The organism is Nocardia sp. NPDC057227, assembly GCF_042669725.1.
GTDB classification, from domain to species: domain Bacteria; phylum Actinomycetota; class Actinomycetes; order Mycobacteriales; family Mycobacteriaceae; genus Nocardia; species Nocardia asteroides_A.
This window is the reverse complement of record NZ_JBHUXA010000010.1, coordinates 35,905-52,944: the sequence shown is the minus strand read 5'-3', so window position 1 is coordinate 52,944 and position 17,040 is coordinate 35,905. Positions and strand designations below refer to the sequence as shown.

Here is a 17,040-nt window from a genome sequence, read left to right as displayed (position 1 = left end):
GACCGGTCAGGCGCGCTGCTGGGCAGCCGCCGCTTTCAGATCCGCGAAGCGGATGACGGTCCCCGCCGCGCCCCAGGTGCCCTCCGGCTGCTCGCGTACCAGTACCCACACCCGGGGCGCGTCGTCGGCGGGCAACCCCGCCGCGGCCAGCACATCGGCGGTGGCCTGCTGGACCAGCCCCGCCCGGCGGCGATCCGAGAGCGCGCCCTCGGGAACGGTGACGTCCACCCGGAAGCGCGGCAGGTCGTCGCCGAGCGCGCCGAAATCGTTCCCCGGGACCTCCTGGATCTGCGCCCACGCCTGCGCGCGGAAGAAGGCGGTGTCCGGCGCGCCCTCCCAGTGCAGCAGCGTCGCGGCGAGGGTGTCGCGCAGCCCGCGGCGGGCGCGCTCGTCGAGGACGCCGGCGGGCAGGGTCAGCTGGATGAACGGCATGTCGAACTCCTTATGACGACTGTTATATCCCCGGAAACGGTACGCTATGACAGTCGTTATGAGCAAGGAGGTGGCCGGTGCCCGGACAGCGCGACCGGATGGTGGCGGGCGCGGCGGACATGCTGCGCCGCCGCGGCTACAACGCCACCAGCGTGCGGGAGCTCGCCAAACACACCGGCGCCCCGCTCGGCTCGACCTACCACTACTTCCCGGGCGGCAAGGCGCAGCTGGCCGCGGAGGCGGTCCGCCTCGCCGACGGGCTCATCGCCCGCACGCTGACCCGCGAACTCGCGGCGGGCCCGATCGCCGGGCTGCGCGCCTTCGTCGCCACCTGGCGCGGCATCGTGCTGGACAGCGACTTCCAGGCGGGCTGCCCGGTGCTCGCCGTCGCGGTCGAGGAGCACCCCGACCTCGACGCCGAACCCCGCCACGCCGCCGCGGCCGCCTTCACCCGCTGGACCGACCTGCTCGCCGCCGCGCTGCGCGAGCACGGCGCCACCACCGAGGACGCGGATCGCACCGCGGCGCTCGTGGTGGCCGCCATCGAGGGCAGCGTCGCGGTGTGCCGGGCCCAGCGCGCCATCGACCCCCTCGATCGGATCGCCGACGCGCTCGAAGCCGCCGTCCGCGCTGTCCTCCCCACCGGGCCCGCCTAGCTACGATGCGCCCTGTGGCATCGAGCATGTGCAACTATCCGGGCTGCCACCGGCCCGTCACCCGCAGCGGCGGCCCCGGCAGGCCGTCGGAGTACTGCGACCACGTCGACCACACCCGCTGGCGGGCCTGGCGTGAACGACAGCGCCAGCTGGAGAGCACCGAAAACGCGCCCGCTGTCACTGTGACGGATGGTGCGCCGGTGACGGCGGCTCGGCTGCGCGCCGACGAACTGCTCGGCCAGTTCCGGACACTCGCCGAGCAGCTCAGCGCCACGCTCGGCGCCGCGGCCACCGAACTAGGCACCCTGGCCGACCCCTCGGTCGCCGAAGCCCAGGTGCAGGCCGCCCAGGCCGAGGCCGGCCGCCGGATCGCCGAGGCCGAGGTCGCCGCCGCCGACGCCGAGCAGCGGCGCCGCACCGCCGTGGAGGCGCGCGCGGCCGCCGAAGCCGCCGCCGACGACGCCGCGGGTGCCGCCGAGCGCGCGGAGGCGGCAGTGGCTTCGGCCGATGCCGCCCGCGCCGAAGCACTCGCCGAGGTCGGGCGGATCACCGCGCAGGCCGCCGAGGACGTCTTCGCCGCGCGCAGCGGCGCCGACGAGCGGATCGCCGCCGCCCGCGCCGAACTCGACACCGCCCGCGAGCACATCGAAACCGAAGCACACCAGCGCGTCTCGGCGGCCGAGGAGCACGCCGACGCCGAGATCCAGCGGGTCCGCACCGAGGCCGTCGACCGGATCGGCGCCGCCGCCGCCGACACCGCGCGCGCCGACCAGCGCGCCGCCGACGCCGAACGCGCCGCGCAGCGCGCCGAGGAGATCGCCGCCGAACGCGGCGAAGCGCTCACCGGCGCGCGCCGGGACGTGGAGCGGCTGCGCGCCGAACTCGACACCGCGCGCGCCGAAACCGGCACCCTGCGCGACGAACTCGCCGAGGCACGGCGGACGGCGGCTGAGCAGCTGACCGAGCTACGCCGGGAATCGGCGGCCGCACTCGCGAAGGCCGAGGCCGACGCGGCCCGCCGCGCGCAGGCCCTCGACGAGGCCCGCGCCCAGACCCTGGCCAGGGCCGAACGAGCCGAGCAGCAGCTCGACGCACTGCTCGCCCAGCCGCGCTGACCGGGTAACGCGGCCCGAACACCGACCGTCGCCCGGGCGGAGAGCAGGTGAAATCTTCGCTGCGACACCCTCGTTCGCCGCACGGTCGCCGCCGCCCGGGTTCCGCTGCGGACCAGCGCTTTCCGCCGTGGCGGGCACCGCGAAACAGGTGTCCGCGCAACGCATTCGACCCTCCGGCGACGCACGCCCTCGACACCTGCCGGTAGTAGGGTTCCCGCGGCGCGGCGGCGGGGGCGGCCTCGCGCGGGCGCATTCGGGCGAGGTGAGGAGACTGTGGTGGGTGGCGAGGCGGACGGCGGAAACCGCGAGGAACAGGCAATCCGGCGGGTGACGGACACGCTGGCGGAGAACTTCGCGGACACGCACTCCGCCGACCGGATCGAACGCACCGTGCACTCGGTGCGCGCCCGGTTCGCCGGGCACCCCGTGCGCGAGTTCGTCCCGATCCTCATCGAACGCGTCGCGCGCCGCGAACTCGAGCAGCTCCCCGCCGCGGAGCGGGCGACCGTCGCCCCGGAGACGAAGAGACCGAGCGGCGAGGAGCATGCCGTCGGCTCCGCGGTGCACAGCGGCGCCGAGACCGCCATCGCGGCCGTGCAGGCCGAATCGCATCCGGCGGCCGCCGGAGCGACAGCGAACGTCACATCGACACCGGGAACGGGACCCGCAGGCCCGGAGCAGCACACCGCCGACGGCAGCGAAATCCGCAAGGACCCCGCCGACACCCCCACCCCGGCGAACGGCAACGGCGAACCCCGCACCGGCCCCCGGCACGCGGCCCCGGAGATCCCGTTCATCACGATCCCCGCCACCCCCGACGACCACCTCAGCTTCTTCGGCGTCGCCCGCAAATGGGCCGTCGAACGCCCCGTGGTCCCCCTGGTCGTCGGCCTCGTCCTGGTCCTCACCGCGGTACTCGGCGTCGCCGCCACCCGCCCCGGCGACGACAACCCGGCCCCGGTCGCCGCGACCACCCCGGTCACCGTGCGCGGCCTCGTCGGCTCGGAGAAGTCGGAGTTCTTCGCCGACCCCCGCGTCGCGGAGGTCTTCTCCCGCCACGGCCTGAACGTGCAGGTGGAACCGGCGGGCTCCCGCCAGATCGCGACCCTGAACCTCGACGGCTACGAGTTCGTCTTCCCCTCCAGCGCGACGGCAGCCGACCGGATCCAGCGCGAACAGAACATCGCGACGAAGTACACCCCGTTCTCCTCACCCATGGCCGTCGCCACCTTCACCCCGATCGTGGAGGCGCTCACCGCGGCCGGCGTGATCCGCCCCGGCCCGATCCCGACCCTGGACATCGCCCGCTACCTGCAACTGGTGCGCGACAACGTCGAATGGGAGCGGCTCCCGGGCAACACCACCTACCCCGTGCGCAAGAACGTCCTCGTCTCCACCACCGACCCGCGCACCTCGAACTCCGCCGCCATGTACCTGGCCGTCGCCGGCTTCGTCGCCAACGACAACGCCGTCGTCGCCGACGCGGAAGCCGAGCGCCGGGTACTGCCGCTGCTCGGCAGGCTCTTCGCCGGCCAGGGCCGCACCGAAGGCACCAGCGAGGGACCGTTCCGCGAATACCTCGCCACCGGAATGGGTCCCGCGCCCCTGGTCTGGATCTACGAATCCCAGTTCGTGGAGGCCGTCGTCGCGGGGCAGACGAAACCGGGCATGGTGCTCGCCTACCCCTCGCCGACCGTGCTCTCCCAGCACACCGTGATCCCGCTCGGCAAGGCAGGGGACCGGGTCGGCGAACTGCTCAGCACCGACCCCGACCTGCAGCGCCTCGCCGCCGAGCACGGCTTCCGCACCGGCGGTTTCGCCGCCGTCGCCGAGCGGCACCGGGTACCGGTCGCGGCCGACCTGATCGACGTCGTCGACACCCCGACCTCGGAGACGCTGGAGCGCATGATCGACGGAGTCGCCGCCGCCTACCGGTGAGCACCTGGAGTTCGATCGTGATCGACACGACGGTGCGCAGCACGGTGCTCGACGCCGTGCGCGGGTTCGCGCTCCTCGTTTCCTGTTCGGGTACGCGTTCACACTGCAGATCGCGGCCGCCGAGCGCGCCGGGGTGGCGCCCGCGCCGCGGCTGGTGCGGCGCTGCCTCGCGCTGCTGACGCTCGGCGTGCTGCACGTCGAGCTGCTCTGGCTCAACGACATCCTCACCCTGTTCGCGGTGCTCGGGCTGCTGCTGGTCGCGCTGCGCGGAATCGGGGACCGCGCCGCGCTGATCCTGGCGGGCGCACTGCTGGTGGCGTGGACCGCGACCTGGCTGCTGCCCGACAACGACACGCGGGACCTCTACTCCGTGCTCGACCTGCCCGGCTACGCCCAGCAGTACGCCGGTTCGTTCTCCTCGACGCTCGCCGCCCAGACCGAGCCGGCGCCGATCTTCCTGATCCTGGTCTGGACTGGTGGGATGCGCCCGGCTTCTGGGGCAGTGTGCAGGGGGCAGTCGATCCGCTGATGGCCGCCGCCTACCTGGCGGGCATCGCGCTGCTCGCCACCGGCCGCTCCGGCGCGCGGGTGACCGCGATCCTCGCGCCCGCCGGGCGAATGGCCGCCGGCAACTACATCGCCCAGTCGGTGCTGCTCATGCTCGTGCTCACCGGGTACGGGTACGGGTTCGCGCTCGCCGACGAGCTGCCGCCGCTCGCGGTACTCGGGGTCTCGGTGCTGATCGTGGCGGCGCTCTACGCGGCGAGCAGCCGGTGGCCGGCGCAGCACCCGTACGGCCCGGTCGAGTGGCTGCTGCGCGCGGTCACCTACAACACGCTGCCACCCTGGCGGATCGATCAGGGGGCGTGACAAGTCACGGCTGTCGCGCGCCACCCATCGGCCCTACCGTGAATGGATCAGCGCGCCGAAGGAATCCCCGATGGACACATACCAGCCCCCCGTTCTGTTGCAGTACCAATTGCTCTGGCTGCTGGCCGCCCTGGCGCTGCTCCTGTCCTGACCCCTCAGCGCACGAACACCGCCGCCCGCTCGGCCAGCTCGAGCAGCGGCTGCGGGAAGACGCCGAGCAGCAGCGTGGCGACCGAGCCCACCGCCACCACCGCGGTGGTCGGGGCGGGGGTGATGACACTCGGCCCGTCCGCGGGCGGGTCGGTGAAGAACATCATCACGATCACCCGCACGTAGAAGAACGCCGCCACCGCGCTGCACAGCACGCCGACGATCACCAGCACCGCCGCGCCCGCACCGGCCGCCGCGCCGAACACCGCGAACTTGGCGACGAAGCCACTGGTGAGCGGGATTCCGGCGAAGGAGAGCAGGAGCAGCGCGAAGGCGCCTGCCAGCCACGGGTTGCGGCGGCCGAGCCCGGCCCAGTCGGCCAGCGCGGTCGCCTCAGACCCGTCGGGGGCGCGCACCAGCGCCACCGCGGCGAACGCGGCGAGCGTGCCGAGGCCGTAGACGGCCAGGTAGAACAGCAGCGCCGCGGTGCCCGCGTCGTCCGCCGCGACCACGCCGGTGAGCAGGAACCCGGCGTGCGCCACCGACGAATACGCCAGCATCCGCTTCACATCGGTCTGGGTGACCGCCATGACCGAGCCCAGCACCATGGTCGCGATGCACACCGCCGCCAGCACCGGACGCCAGTCGTCGCGCAGCGAAGGCACCGCGACCGTCAGCACCCGCACCAGCGCGCCGATCGCCGCGATCTTGGTCGCGGCCGCCATGAAGGCCGTCACCGGCGTCGGCGCGCCCTGGTACACGTCGGGCACCCACGCCTGGAACGGCACCGCGCCCACCTTGAACAGCAACCCCACCGCCAGCAGCCCGACCCCGAGCAGCGCCAGCAGCGGCTCCCCGGACTGCCCGGCCAGCGCATCGCCGATCCCGGCCAACCGCACCGTGCCCGCCGCCCCGTAGAGCAACGCCACCCCGTACAGGAAGAACGCCGACGAGAAGGCGCCCAACAGGAAATATTTCAGCGCGGCCTCCTGCGAGAGCAGCCGCCGGTACCGGGCCAGCCCGCACAGCAGATACAGCGGCAGCGACAGCACCTCGAGCGCGACGAACATGGTCAGCAGGTCGTTCGAGGCCGGGAAGAGCAGCAGCCCGCCCACCGCGAGCAGCAGCAGCGGGAACACCTCGGTGGCGGCGATCCCGGCGCGCGCGGCCGCGTCCTCGTCGGCCCCGCCCGGCACCGCGGCGGCCTGCGGGGTGAAGGCGTCCACCCGGCGCGCGGCGTGCTGGGCGGCCGCCGCGGTCCAGGTGCCCGGCCCCGAGCGGGCCCGGCCCGGCGCGGGGAAGCCGCGCTCGGCGGCGAAGACCACCCCGAGCACCGCGACCACCAGGATCGCGCCCTGCAGGAACAGCGTGACCCCGTCCACCGCGACCGCGCCCGCCACCGCCGTCGCCGAGGTGCCCGCCAGCAGCAGCACCGCCACGAACGCCGCCACCAGCGCGGACAGCGCGAGCACCAGGTGCAGGGTGTAGCGCGACCTGCGCGGCGCGAACGCCTCCACCAGCACCCCGAGCACCCCGGCCGCGAAGACCAGCAGCATGGGGGAGAGCAGCCCGTACTCGATACTCGGCGCGGGCAGCGCGGCGGCGAGAGACATCGTCGGAGAGCTCATTTCGGTTCCTTCCCGGCATTCGCCGACGGAACAGCGGGGACCGGGTCCTGCACGCCGACCGAGGTCAGCGTCTGCTGGACCGCGGGATCCACCAGCTCCAGCACCGGCTTCGGATACACGCCGAGCACGAGCAGCGCGGCCAGCAGCGGCGCCACCACCAGCAGCTCGCGCGGCACCAGATCCGGCAGCGTCGCGTTCTCCTCCCGCACCGGCCCGGTCATCAGCCGCTGGTACAGCCACAGGATGTAGATCGCGGCCAGCACCAGCGCGCCCGCCGCCACGATCGCCGCCACCTGGTAGCGGGTGAAGGTGCCGACCAGGACCAGGAACTCGCTGACGAACGGCGCCAGCCCGGGCAGCGACAGCGTCGCCAGCCCGGCCACGAAGAAACTGCCCGCCAGCACCGGAGCCACCTTCTGCACCCCGCCGTAGTCGGCGATCAGCGTGCTGCCCCGCCGCGACACCAGGAACCCGGCCACCAGGAACAGTGCCGCCGTGGAGATCCCGTGGTTCACCATGTAGAGCGTGGCGCCGGTCTGGGCCTGCCCGGTCATGGCGAAGATGCCGAGGATGATGAATCCGAAGTGCGAGATCGAGGTGTAGGCGATGAGCCGCATGATGTCGGTCTGCCCGATCGCCAGCAGCGCCCCGTACAGGATGCCGATCACCGCAAGGGTGACGATCACCGGCGCGTAGGAGCGCGCGGAGTCCGGGAACAGCGGCAGGCTGTAGCGCAGCATGCCGAAGGTGCCGACCTTGTCCACCACCGCCATCATCAGCACCGCGCCCGCCGGGGTCGCCGCCACCGCCGCCCCGGGCAGCCAGGTGTGCAGCGGCCACAGCGGCGCCTTCACCGCGAACGCGAACAGGAACCCGAGGAACAGCGCGTCCAGCACCGGCGCCGCCGCGCCCAGTTGCCCGTTCGCCGCCGCCTCCGCCACGATCCGCATGTCGAAGGTGCCGCCGCCGTCCGCGCCCAGCCCCTCGCGCGCGGTGAGCACGTAGAGCCCGATCACCGCCGCCAGCATCACCAGCCCGCCGAACAGGTTGTACAGCAGGAACTTCACCGCCGCCCGCGAACGCTGCTGCCGCGCCTGCTCGTCGCCGGTGCGCGGGCCGAAACCGCCGATGAGGAAGTACATCGGGATCAGCATGGCCTCGAAGAACACGTAGAACAGCAGGATGTCGAGCGAGGTGAAGGAGAGCAGCACCATCGCCTCGACCACCAGCATCAGCGCCACATAGGTGTGCGTGGCGCGCGGCCCCGCGCCCGCGGCGCGGCCGTCGTGCCAGCCCGCGAGCAGCAGCAGCGGCATGAGCGCGGCGGTGAGCAGCACCAGCACCAGCGCGATGCCGTCCACGCCGAGGGTGTAGCCGGCGCCGAAGGCCGGGATCCACTCGTGCTCCTCGACGAACTGGTAGCGGCCCGCGCCCGGCTCGAAACCCACCGCCACCCCGGCCGCGACCGCCAGCGTGAGCAGCGCCGCGCCGAGCGCGACGTACCGCGCCGCGGCCGGGCGCGCGGCCGGCATCACCGCGGCCAGCAGCGCGCCTCCGGCCGGGACCAGCCAGAGCACCGTCAACCAGGGGAAATCGTTCACCAGATCCTCACCGCCAGCAGGGCTGCGGCCACCAGGGCCGCGCCGGTGAACATGGACAGCGCGTAGGAGCGCACGAAACCGGTCTGCGCGCGCCGCAACCGGGCCGAGAGCCCGCCGATCCCGGCCGCGGTGCTGTTCACCACGCCGTCGATGCCGCGGGCGTCGACGAAGACCAGCGAGCGGGTCAGGTGCTGCCCTGGCCGCATGAACGCCGCCTCGTTCACCGCGTCGCCGTAGAGGTCACGCCGCGCCGCGGTGGTCAGCGCCGACACCGGTTCGGGCGCGGTGCGCGGCACCTGGCGCCGCGCGTAGAGCCGCACCGCGACCGCGACACCGACGGTGACCGTGGCCAGCGCCAGCAGCGTCACCACCCAGGCCGGGATCGTGTGCTCGCCGTGCGCCTCGCCGACCACCGGGGCCAGCCAGGTCTGCAAGCCGGAGCCGATCACCAGCAGCCCGCCCGCGCCGACCGAGCCGAACGCCAGCACGATCATCGGCCCGGTCATCGAGGCCGGGGCCTCGTGCGGGTGCGCGTCCTCGGCCCAGCGGCGCTCGCCGAAGAAGGTGAGCAGCATGACCCGGGTCATGTAGAACGCGGTCAGCCCCGCGCCGAGCAGCGTGACCGCGCCCAGCGCGAACCCGGCCGCGCCCGGCTCGGCGAAGGCCGCCTCGATGATCTTGTCCTTGGAGAAGAACCCGGCGAACGGCGGCACCCCGATGATCGCCAGGTAGCCGAGGCCGAAGGTGGCGAAGGTGATCGGCAGCGCCGCCCGCAGCGCGCCGTAGCGGCGCATATCGGTCTCGTCGTTCATCGCGTGCATGACCGACCCGGCGCCGAGGAACAGCCCCGCCTTGAAGAAACCGTGCGTGAGCAGGTGCAGGATGGCGAAGGCGTAGCCGGCCGGGCCGAGCCCCGCGGCCAGCACCATGTAGCCGATCTGGCTCATGGTGGAGGCGGCCAGCGCCTTCTTGATGTCGTCCTTGGCGCAGCCGATGATCGCGCCGAACAGCAGCGTCACCGCCCCGACCAGCACCACCGCCAGCCTGGCGCCCGCGGAGAGGTCGTAGATGGCGTGGCAGCGGGCGATCAGGTAAACACCGGCGGTGACCATGGTGGCGGCGTGGATGAGCGCCGAGACCGGGGTCGGGCCCTCCATGGCGTCGCCGAGCCAGGACTGCAGCGGCACCTGCGCCGACTTGCCGCACGCCGCCAGCAGGAGCAGCAGCCCCAGCGCCAGCACCGTCCCCTCGCTCGCACCCGGCACTCCGGCGAAGACGGTGCCGAAGTCGACCGAGCCGAAGGTGGCGAACATGATCATCATCGCGATCGCCAGACCGGTGTCGCCGACCCGGTTCACCACGAACGCCTTCTTCGCCGCGGTCGCCGCCGACGGCTTGTGGAACCAGAACCCGATCAGCAGGTACGAGGCCAGCCCGACGCCCTCCCAGCCCAGGTAGAGCACCAGGAAGTTGTCCGCGAGCACCAGCAGCAGCATGGCGCCGAGGAACAGGTTCAGGAAGCCGAAGAAGCGGCGCCGGCCCGGGTCGTCCTTCATGTAGCCGGTCGAGTAGATGTGGATCAGCGACCCGACCCCGGTGATCAGCAGCACGAAACACATCGAGAGCTGGTCCAGGCGCAGCGCCAGATCCACCTGCAGCCCGTCCACCGGGACCCAGGAGTACAGGTCGGCGCCGATCGCGCGGTCGGCCGTGGCCCGGCCGAGCATGGCCACGAAGGCCCCCGCGGCCAGCGTGAAGGCGGCCAGCGCGGTCGCGCAGCCGAGCCAGTGGCCCCAGCGGTCGGCGCGGTGGCCGAGCAGCAGCAGGACGGCCGCGCCTGCCAGCGGCAGCGCGGGCAGCAGCCAGAGCGTCACGGTGTCCATGTCAGAACCGCAGCAGACTGGCGTCGTCGACCGAGGTCGAGCGGCGGGCACGGAAGATGGTCATGATGATCGCCAGCCCCACCACCACCTCGGCCGCGGCCACCACCATGGTGAAGAAGGCGAAGACCTGGCCCTCCAGGTTCGCGTGCAGGCGGGCGAAGGTCACGAACGCCAGGTTCACCGCGTTCAGCATGAGCTCGACGCACATGAACACCACGATCGCGTTGCGCCGCAACAGCACCCCCGCGGCACCGATGGTGAACAGCAGCGCCGACAGGAACAGATAGTTCGCGGGGTTCACCGGTTCTCCTCCTCGTCGAGCACCGTCGGATCGGTGAGCGCCTTGTCCTTGCGCTGCCGCAGGATCGTGCTCACCGACTGCTCGGCGAACGAGCCGTCCGGCAGCCGGGCCGGGACATCGACGGCGTTGTGCCTGGCGTACACGCCGGGGGTGGGCTGCGGGGTCGGGCGCATGCCGCCGCCGTGGAAGCGGCGCCTGGCCAGCTCGCGCTGGTTCAGCCGCGGGCCGAAGCGCTCGCGGTGCGCCAGCACCATGGCGCCGATGGTCGCGGTGATCAGCAGCGCGCCGGTCAGCTCGAAGGCCCACACGTAGCGCAGGAAGATCAGCTCGGCCAGCTCCGCGATCACGTCCCGGCCCGGGAAACCCGCGGCCGGGAAGGAGATCTCGGCCGCGCGGACACCGCGGGAGAGCCCGGCCACGAACAGTGCGCCGAAGCCGAGCCCGACCACCGTCGCCGCCACCCGCTGCCCGCGCAGCGTCTCGGTGAGCGACTCCGCGGAGTCGACGCCGACCAGCATGAGCACGAACAGGAACAGCATCATCACCGCGCCGGTGTAGACCACGATCTGCACCACGCCCAGGAACAGGGCGTCCTGCGCGATGTAGAAGATCGCCAGGATGATCATCGTCGCCGCCAGGCAGAGCGCCGAGTGCACCGCCTTGCGGGCGAAGACCATGCCGAGCGCGCCCAGGATCGCCACCGGGGCCAGGATCCAGAACTGCACCGCCTCACCGGTTCCGGTGGACGGGAGGTCCGCGGCCAGGGTCGACAGCGCGCTCATCGAGCACCTCCGGTGCTCGTGGCGGCGACCGGCTCGGGGGCGGTGACCGGTGCCGCCACCCTGGCCGCGGGGCCGGGATCGGGCAGGTCGCCGGTGACGCCCGCGCGGTAGTAGTCACCCTCGTCGGTGCCGGGCACCATGGCGTGCGGCGGCGCCGCCATACCCGGCCCCAGCGGGGCGAGCAGCTCGTCCTTCTCGAAGATGAGCGCCGCGCGGTTGTCGTCGGTGAGCTCGTAGTCGTTGATCATGGTCAGCGCCCGGGTCGGGCAGGCCTCCACGCACAGCCCGCAGCCGATGCAGCGCAGGTAGTTGATCTGGTAGACCCGCCCGTACCGCTCACCGGGGGAGAACCGCTCGCCCTCGGTGTTGTCGGCGCCCTCGACGAAGATCGCGTCCGCCGGGCAGGCCCACGCGCAGAGCTCGCAGCCCACACACTTCTCCAGCCCGTCCGGGTGCCGGTTCAGCTGGTGCCGCCCGTGGTAGCGGGGCGCGGTCGGCACCTTCTGCTCCGGGTAGAACTCGGTCATCGGCTTCTTGAACATCGTCGCCGCCGTCACCGCGAACCCGGCCAGCGGCTCCAGCAGCCCGCCGGTCGCGGCATCGGCGTGGGTCAGCCCGGCGGGCACCGGCGGGGTCGGGAACCCCAGGTACACCGCGCCGTGCCGCCCAAACTCCGGTGGCGGCGGCCCGGTCTCGGCCGGTTCGTCCGGGATCGTCGGAGCCCGGCCCGCGCGCAGGAACAGCGCGATCATGCCCGCGGTGATCGCCAGGCCGACCAGCACCAGGATCGGGGTCTCGACCGGATACCCCTCGTTGCCGAGCACCCGGGCCGTCGCCACCACCATCACCCAGAGCAGCGCGGTCGGGATGAGCAGCTTCCAGCCCAGGTTCATGAACTGGTCGTAGCGCAGCCGGGGCAGCGTGCCGCGCAGCCAGACGAAGACGAACAGGAACGCCCACACCTTGAGCGTGAACCACAGCAGCGGCCACCAGCCCGCGTTCGCGCCCGCCCACATGTTCAGCGGCCACGGTGCCCGCCAGCCACCGAGGAACAGCGTCGTCGCCAGCGCCGAGACGGTGCCCATGTTCACGTACTCGGCCAGCATGAACATGGCGAACTTCAGCGAGGAGTACTCGGTGTGGAAGCCGCCGACCAGCTCGCCCTCGGCCTCGGGCAGGTCGAACGGGGCCCGGTTGGTCTCGCCGACCATGGCCACGCAGTAGATCAGGAACGAGGGAAGCAGCAGGAAGACGTACCAGGTGCCGGTCTGCGCGGCCACGATCCCCGAGGTCGCCATGGTGCCGGAGAGCAGGAACACCGTCGCGAAGCAGAGCGCCATGGCGATCTCGTAGGAGATCACCTGCGCGGTCGAGCGCAACCCGCCCAGCAGCGGGTACGTCGACCCCGACGACCAGCCGGCCAGCACGATCCCGTACACCCCGATCGAGGTGACGGCCAGGATGTAGAGCACCGCCACCGGCATATCGGTCAGCTGCAGCGCGGTGGTGTGCCCGAAGATCGAGACCTCCGGGCCGAACGGGATCACCGCGAAGGCCATGAACGCCGGGATCACCGAGATGATCGGCGCCATGATGAAGATCGGCCGGTCCACCACCGCCGGGATGATGTCCTCCTTCAGCGCCATCTTGGCGCCGTCGGCGATGGACTGCAGGATGCCGAACGGGCCGGTCCGGTTCGGGCCGATCCGCATCTGCATGCGGGCGACGACCTTGCGCTCGGCCAGCACCGCGATCAGCGGGATCATGATGGCGAAGACGAAGACGCCCACCGCTTTCAGCAGCACCAGCCACAGCGGGTCGGTGCCGAACACGCCGTTCATCGGAGCTCCTCTTCGGCCGGGCCGATCGAGACCACGTCGCCGGGGTGGGCGCGCAGGGTCGCGCCGACGGTGCTGCCCGGGGAATTCCAGGGCAGCCAGACGACCCGGTCGGGCAGGTCGGCGATGTCGAGCGGGAGGGTGATCGCGCCGTGCGCGGTGCGCACCGTGACCGGTTCGCCCGCGGCGACACCGATCTCGGCGGCGGTGTCGGCCGAGAGCCGCACCACCGCGGGCCGCGCGGACCCGGCGAGCGCGTCCTCCCCGTCCTGCAGGCGGCCACGGTCGAGCAGCATCCGCCAGCCGGTCAGGATCGCCGAGCCGGACTCCGGGTGCGGCAGCTCCGGGTGATCGTGCTCCGGCGCCGGAACCGGGCTCCCGGTCCAGCGGCCGAGCCCGGCCAGCTCCGCGCGGGCCGCGGCGACATCGCGCAACCCGATCGGCGTCCGCATCTCCTCGGCCAGCGCGTGCAGCACCCGCAGGTCGGGCAGCGGCGCCGCGGTGCGGCGCACCGTCGACCCGCCCAGCGCCGCCTCGAACGGGCGCGCCCGCCCCTCCCAGTTCCGGAAGGTGCCCGCCTTCTCCGCCACCGACGCCACCGGGAACACCACATCCGCGAACTCGGTGACCGCGCTGTGCCGCAGCTCCAGGCTCACCACGAACGACGCCGCCTCCAGCGCCGCGCGCGCCGCCACCGGGTCGGCCAGATCGTCCAGATCGACACCGCCGAGCAGCAGGGCGCGCAATTCGCTCGCGGCGCCCAGGATCGCGGCGGTGTCGCGGCCCGCCGACACCGGCAGCTCGGCGCCCCACGCCGCCGCCACCTGCCCGCGCGCCGCCGGATCCGCCACCGGGCGCCCGCCGGGCAGCAACCCGGGCAGCGCACCGGCCTCGACCGCGCCGCGCTCCCCGGCCCGCCGCGGCACCCACGCCAGCCCCGCGCCCGACTCCGCCGCCAGCCGCGCCACCGCCGAGAGCGCCCCCGGGATGGCGGCCAGCCGCTCACCGGCCATGATCACCGCGCCCGGCTCGCGCAAAAGCCGGGCGGCGGTGCCGAAGTCGGTGCGCAGCGCGTCCAGCAGCGCAGGCTCGCCACCCGGCTCGGTGCGCAGCAGCCGACCCGACATCCGGGCCAGCCCGCGTGAGGTGAACGGCGCGATCGCGACGACCGGCAGCGCCGCGGCCCGCGCGGCCTTGCGCAGCCGCAGGTAGACGATCGGCGACTCCTCCTCCGGTTCGAACCCGGCGAGCAGCACGATCGGCGCCCGCTCCAGGCTCGCGTAGTCGACGCCGACCCCGCGCCCGGCCACCAGCGCCGCCAGGAACTCCGCCTCCTCCGCCGAGTGCGGCCGCGCCCGGAAGTCGATGTCGTTGGAGCCGAGCGCGACCCGCGCGAACTTGGCGTAGGCGTAGGCGTCCTCCTCGGTCGCCCGGCCGCCGACCAGCACCCCGGCCGCGCCGCGCGCCTCGCTCAGCCCCGTCGCGGCGATCGCCAGCGCCTCGGACCAGGAGGCGGGGGCCAGCTCGCCGTCGGCGCCGCGGACCAGCGGGGTGGTGATCCGGTCGCGCTCGGTGGCGTAGGCGAAGGCCCAGCGGCCCTTGTCGCAGTTCCACTCCTCGTTGACCTGCGGGTCGTCCCCGGCCAGGCGGCGCAGCACCTTCCCGCGCCGGTGGTCGGTGCGCTGCGCGCACCCCGACGCGCAGTGCTCGCACACGCTCGGGCTCGACACCAGGTCGAACGGGCGCGCCCGGAACCGGTAGGCGGTGCCGGTGAGCGCGCCGACCGGGCAGATCTGCACGGTGTTGCCGGAGAAGTAGGAGTCCAGCGGCTCCGACTCGGCGGTGCCGACCTGCTGCAGCGCACCGCGATCCATCAGCTCGATGAACGGGTCGCCCGCCACCTGCTGGGCGAAGCGGGTGCAGCGCGCGCAGAGCACGCAGCGCTCCCGGTCCAGCAGCACGGCGGTGGAGAGCGGGATCGGCTTGGGGTAGGTGCGTTTCACGCCGTCGAAGCGGGACTCGGTGCGCCCCGACGACATGGCCTGGTTCTGCAGCGGGCACTCGCCGCCCTTGTCGCAGACCGGGCAGTCCAGCGGGTGGTTGATGAGCAGTAGCTCCATCACGCCCTCCTGGGCGCGGTTCGCCGCCGCCGAGGTGAGCTGGGTGCGCACCACCATGCCGTCGGTCACCGCGACGGTGCAGGACGCCATCGGTTTGCGCTGCCCCTCCACCTCCACCAGGCACTGGCGGCAGGCGCCGACCGGGTCCAGCAGCGGGTGGTCGCAGAAGCGCGGGATCTGGATGCCGACCAGCTCCGCGGCGCGGATCAGCAGCGTGCCCTTCGGCACGCTGATCTCGGTGTCGTCGATGGTCAGCGTCACCAGGTCGGTGACGGCCTGCTCGCGGCCGGTGCCCGGCACGGTGGCGGTCATGGCGTCTCCTGCTGTGCTGTCGGTTCGGCGTCCGTTCCCGCTTTCTGCCAGCCGCCGTCCGCCCAGGCCGTGCAGGCGGCGGGGTCGAACGGGCAGGCGCCGCGGCGCAGGTGCTCCAGGTACTCCGTGCGGAAGTACTTCAGCGAGGACAGGATCGGGCTCACCGCGCCGTCGCCGAGCGCGCAGAACGACTTGCCGTCGATGCTGTCGCAGAGATCGAGCAGCGTGTCCAGATCGGCTTCGGTGCCGTCCCCGGTCTCCAGCCGGCGCAGCAGCTGGACCAGCCAGTACGTGCCCTCCCGGCACGGGGTGCACTTGCCGCAGGACTCGTGCGCGTAGAACTCGGTCCAGCGCAGCACCGCGCGCACCACGCAGGTGGTCTCGTCGAAGATCTGCAGTGCCTTGGTGCCGAGCATGGAGCCCGCCGCGGCGACGTTCTCGTAGTCCAGCGGGACGTCGAGGTGGTCGTCGGTGAACAGCGGCGTCGACGAGCCGCCCGGGGTCCAGAACTTCACCCGGTGCCCCGCCCGCACCCCGCCCGCGTAACCGAGCAGCTCGCGCAGCGTGATCCCCAGCGGCGCCTCGTACTGGCCCGGCCGGGCCACGTGCCCGGAGAGCGAGTACAGGGTGAAACCGGGGGACTTCGCGCTGCCGATCGAGCGGAACCAGTCGATGCCGTTGCGGATGATCGGCGGGACGCTCGCGATCGACTCCACGTTGTTGACCACCGTCGGGCGGGCGTAGAGCCCGGCGACCGCGGGGAACGGGGGGCGCAGCCGGGGCTGGCCGCGCCTGCCCTCCAGCGAGTCCAGCAGCGCCGTCTCCTCGCCGCAGATGTAGGCGCCGGCCCCGGCGTGCACGACCAGCTCCAGGTCGTAGCCGGAGCCGAGGATGTTGCGGCCCAGGTAGCCGGCGGCGTAGGCCTGGGCGGTGGCGGCCTGGAGGCGGCGCAGCACCGGGACCACCTCGCCGCGCACGTAGATGAAGGCGTGGCTCGCGCGGATCGCGTAGGCGGCGATGATCGCGCCCTCGACCAGGGCGTGCGGGGTCGCCAGCATGAGCGGGATGTCCTTGCAGGTGCCCGGCTCCGACTCGTCGGCGTTGACCACCAGGTAGTGCGGGGGGACGGTGCCGTCCGGGCCGGGGCCCTGCGGGATGAAGCTCCACTTGGTGCCGGTGGGGAAGCCCGCGCCGCCGCGGCCGCGCAGCCCGGAGTCCTTGACCAGCTGGATCACCGCGTCCGGGGCCATCGAGAGCGCGGTGCGCATGGCGTCGTAGCCGCCGTGCTCGTGGTAGGTGTCCAGCGTCCAGGAGCGGGGGGAGTCCCAGTGCTTGCTGAGCACCGGGGTCAGTGCGGTCATGCCGGACACTCCTCGATAGCGGCGGGGTGGCGCGAAGCCGGCGCGGCGGCGCG

General features: G+C 73.0%; 14 protein-coding genes and 1 pseudogene. 5 read left to right on the top strand and 10 right to left on the bottom strand.

The window, feature by feature from the left end; genetic code table 11:
- Window positions 1–6: 6 nt before the first annotated feature.
- Window positions 7–432 carry a 4-oxalocrotonate tautomerase family protein gene (locus ACFUJ1_RS16090; RefSeq protein ID WP_378646209.1) on the bottom strand — a complete coding sequence of 142 codons (426 nt, stop codon included), beginning with the start codon at window positions 430–432 and terminating at the stop codon, window positions 7–9.
- Between the two features lie 98 nt (window positions 433–530).
- Here ACFUJ1_RS16090 and ACFUJ1_RS16085 point away from each other — a divergent pair, with 98 nt between their 5' ends.
- From ACFUJ1_RS16085 to ACFUJ1_RS16065, 5 genes are all read left to right on the top strand, one after another.
- Window positions 531–1,088 carry a TetR/AcrR family transcriptional regulator gene (locus ACFUJ1_RS16085; RefSeq protein ID WP_378646562.1) on the top strand — a complete coding sequence of 186 codons (558 nt, stop codon included), beginning with the start codon at window positions 531–533 and terminating at the stop codon, window positions 1,086–1,088.
- A 14-nt stretch (window positions 1,089–1,102) separates the two neighbouring features.
- Entirely contained in the window at window positions 1,103–2,203 is a 1,101-nt protein-coding gene (locus tag ACFUJ1_RS16080) for a hypothetical protein (RefSeq protein WP_378646207.1), read from the top strand.
- Between the two features lie 273 nt (window positions 2,204–2,476).
- Window positions 2,477–4,141, top strand: a complete 1,665-nt coding sequence (locus tag ACFUJ1_RS16075) for a three-helix bundle dimerization domain-containing protein (protein WP_378646205.1) — start codon at window positions 2,477–2,479, stop codon at window positions 4,139–4,141.
- A gap of 133 nt (window positions 4,142–4,274) precedes the next feature.
- Window positions 4,275–4,670 carry a hypothetical protein gene (locus tag ACFUJ1_RS16070; RefSeq protein ID WP_378646203.1) on the top strand — a complete coding sequence of 132 codons (396 nt, stop codon included), beginning with the start codon at window positions 4,275–4,277 and terminating at the stop codon, window positions 4,668–4,670.
- On the top strand, window positions 4,670–5,011 hold the full coding sequence (locus ACFUJ1_RS16065) for a DUF418 domain-containing protein (RefSeq protein WP_378646201.1): 342 nt from the start codon (window positions 4,670–4,672) through the stop codon (window positions 5,009–5,011). Before ACFUJ1_RS16070 ends, ACFUJ1_RS16065 begins: the two co-directional genes overlap by 1 nt.
- A gap of 155 nt (window positions 5,012–5,166) precedes the next feature.
- On the opposite strand, the gene nuoN is transcribed toward ACFUJ1_RS16065, so the two are convergent.
- From nuoN to nuoF, 9 genes and pseudogenes are all read right to left on the bottom strand, one after another.
- Window positions 5,167–6,789 carry an NADH-quinone oxidoreductase subunit NuoN gene (gene nuoN, locus ACFUJ1_RS16060; protein ID WP_378646199.1) on the bottom strand — a complete coding sequence of 541 codons (1,623 nt, stop codon included), beginning with the start codon at window positions 6,787–6,789 and terminating at the stop codon, window positions 5,167–5,169.
- Window positions 6,786–8,390, bottom strand: coding sequence for an NADH-quinone oxidoreductase subunit M (locus ACFUJ1_RS16055; RefSeq protein ID WP_378646197.1), 1,605 nt, complete (start codon window positions 8,388–8,390; stop codon window positions 6,786–6,788). Before ACFUJ1_RS16055 ends, nuoN begins: the two co-directional genes overlap by 4 nt.
- Window positions 8,387–10,273 carry an NADH-quinone oxidoreductase subunit L gene (gene nuoL / locus ACFUJ1_RS16050; protein ID WP_378646195.1) on the bottom strand — a complete coding sequence of 629 codons (1,887 nt, stop codon included), beginning with the start codon at window positions 10,271–10,273 and terminating at the stop codon, window positions 8,387–8,389. The genes ACFUJ1_RS16055 and nuoL overlap by 4 nt, the downstream gene beginning before the upstream one ends.
- Window position 10,274: 1 nt before the next feature.
- Window positions 10,275–10,574 carry an NADH-quinone oxidoreductase subunit NuoK gene (nuoK, locus tag ACFUJ1_RS16045; RefSeq protein WP_233018424.1) on the bottom strand — a complete coding sequence of 100 codons (300 nt, stop codon included), beginning with the start codon at window positions 10,572–10,574 and terminating at the stop codon, window positions 10,275–10,277.
- Window positions 10,571–11,356, bottom strand: a complete 786-nt coding sequence (locus ACFUJ1_RS16040; RefSeq protein WP_378646193.1) for an NADH-quinone oxidoreductase subunit J — start codon at window positions 11,354–11,356, stop codon at window positions 10,571–10,573. Before ACFUJ1_RS16040 ends, nuoK begins: the two co-directional genes overlap by 4 nt.
- Window positions 11,353–11,982 (bottom strand): NADH-quinone oxidoreductase subunit NuoI, encoded by a 630-nt coding sequence (gene nuoI / locus ACFUJ1_RS16035; protein WP_378646560.1) that lies wholly within the window; start codon window positions 11,980–11,982, stop codon window positions 11,353–11,355. Before nuoI ends, ACFUJ1_RS16040 begins: the two co-directional genes overlap by 4 nt.
- Window positions 11,977–13,197 (bottom strand): annotated as a pseudogene (nuoH, locus tag ACFUJ1_RS16030) (NADH-quinone oxidoreductase subunit NuoH); the annotation flags it as partial. The gene nuoI and the pseudogene nuoH, both read right to left, overlap by 6 nt.
- The gene (locus tag ACFUJ1_RS16025) at window positions 13,194–15,626 is read right to left on the bottom strand and encodes an NADH-quinone oxidoreductase subunit G (protein WP_378646191.1); all 2,433 of its coding nucleotides are present in this window, start codon (window positions 15,624–15,626) and stop codon (window positions 13,194–13,196) included. The pseudogene nuoH and the gene ACFUJ1_RS16025, both read right to left, overlap by 4 nt.
- Window positions 15,623–16,987, bottom strand: a complete 1,365-nt coding sequence (nuoF, locus tag ACFUJ1_RS16020) for an NADH-quinone oxidoreductase subunit NuoF (RefSeq protein ID WP_378646189.1) — start codon at window positions 16,985–16,987, stop codon at window positions 15,623–15,625. Before nuoF ends, ACFUJ1_RS16025 begins: the two co-directional genes overlap by 4 nt.
- Between the last annotated feature and the right edge of the window lie 53 nt (window positions 16,988–17,040).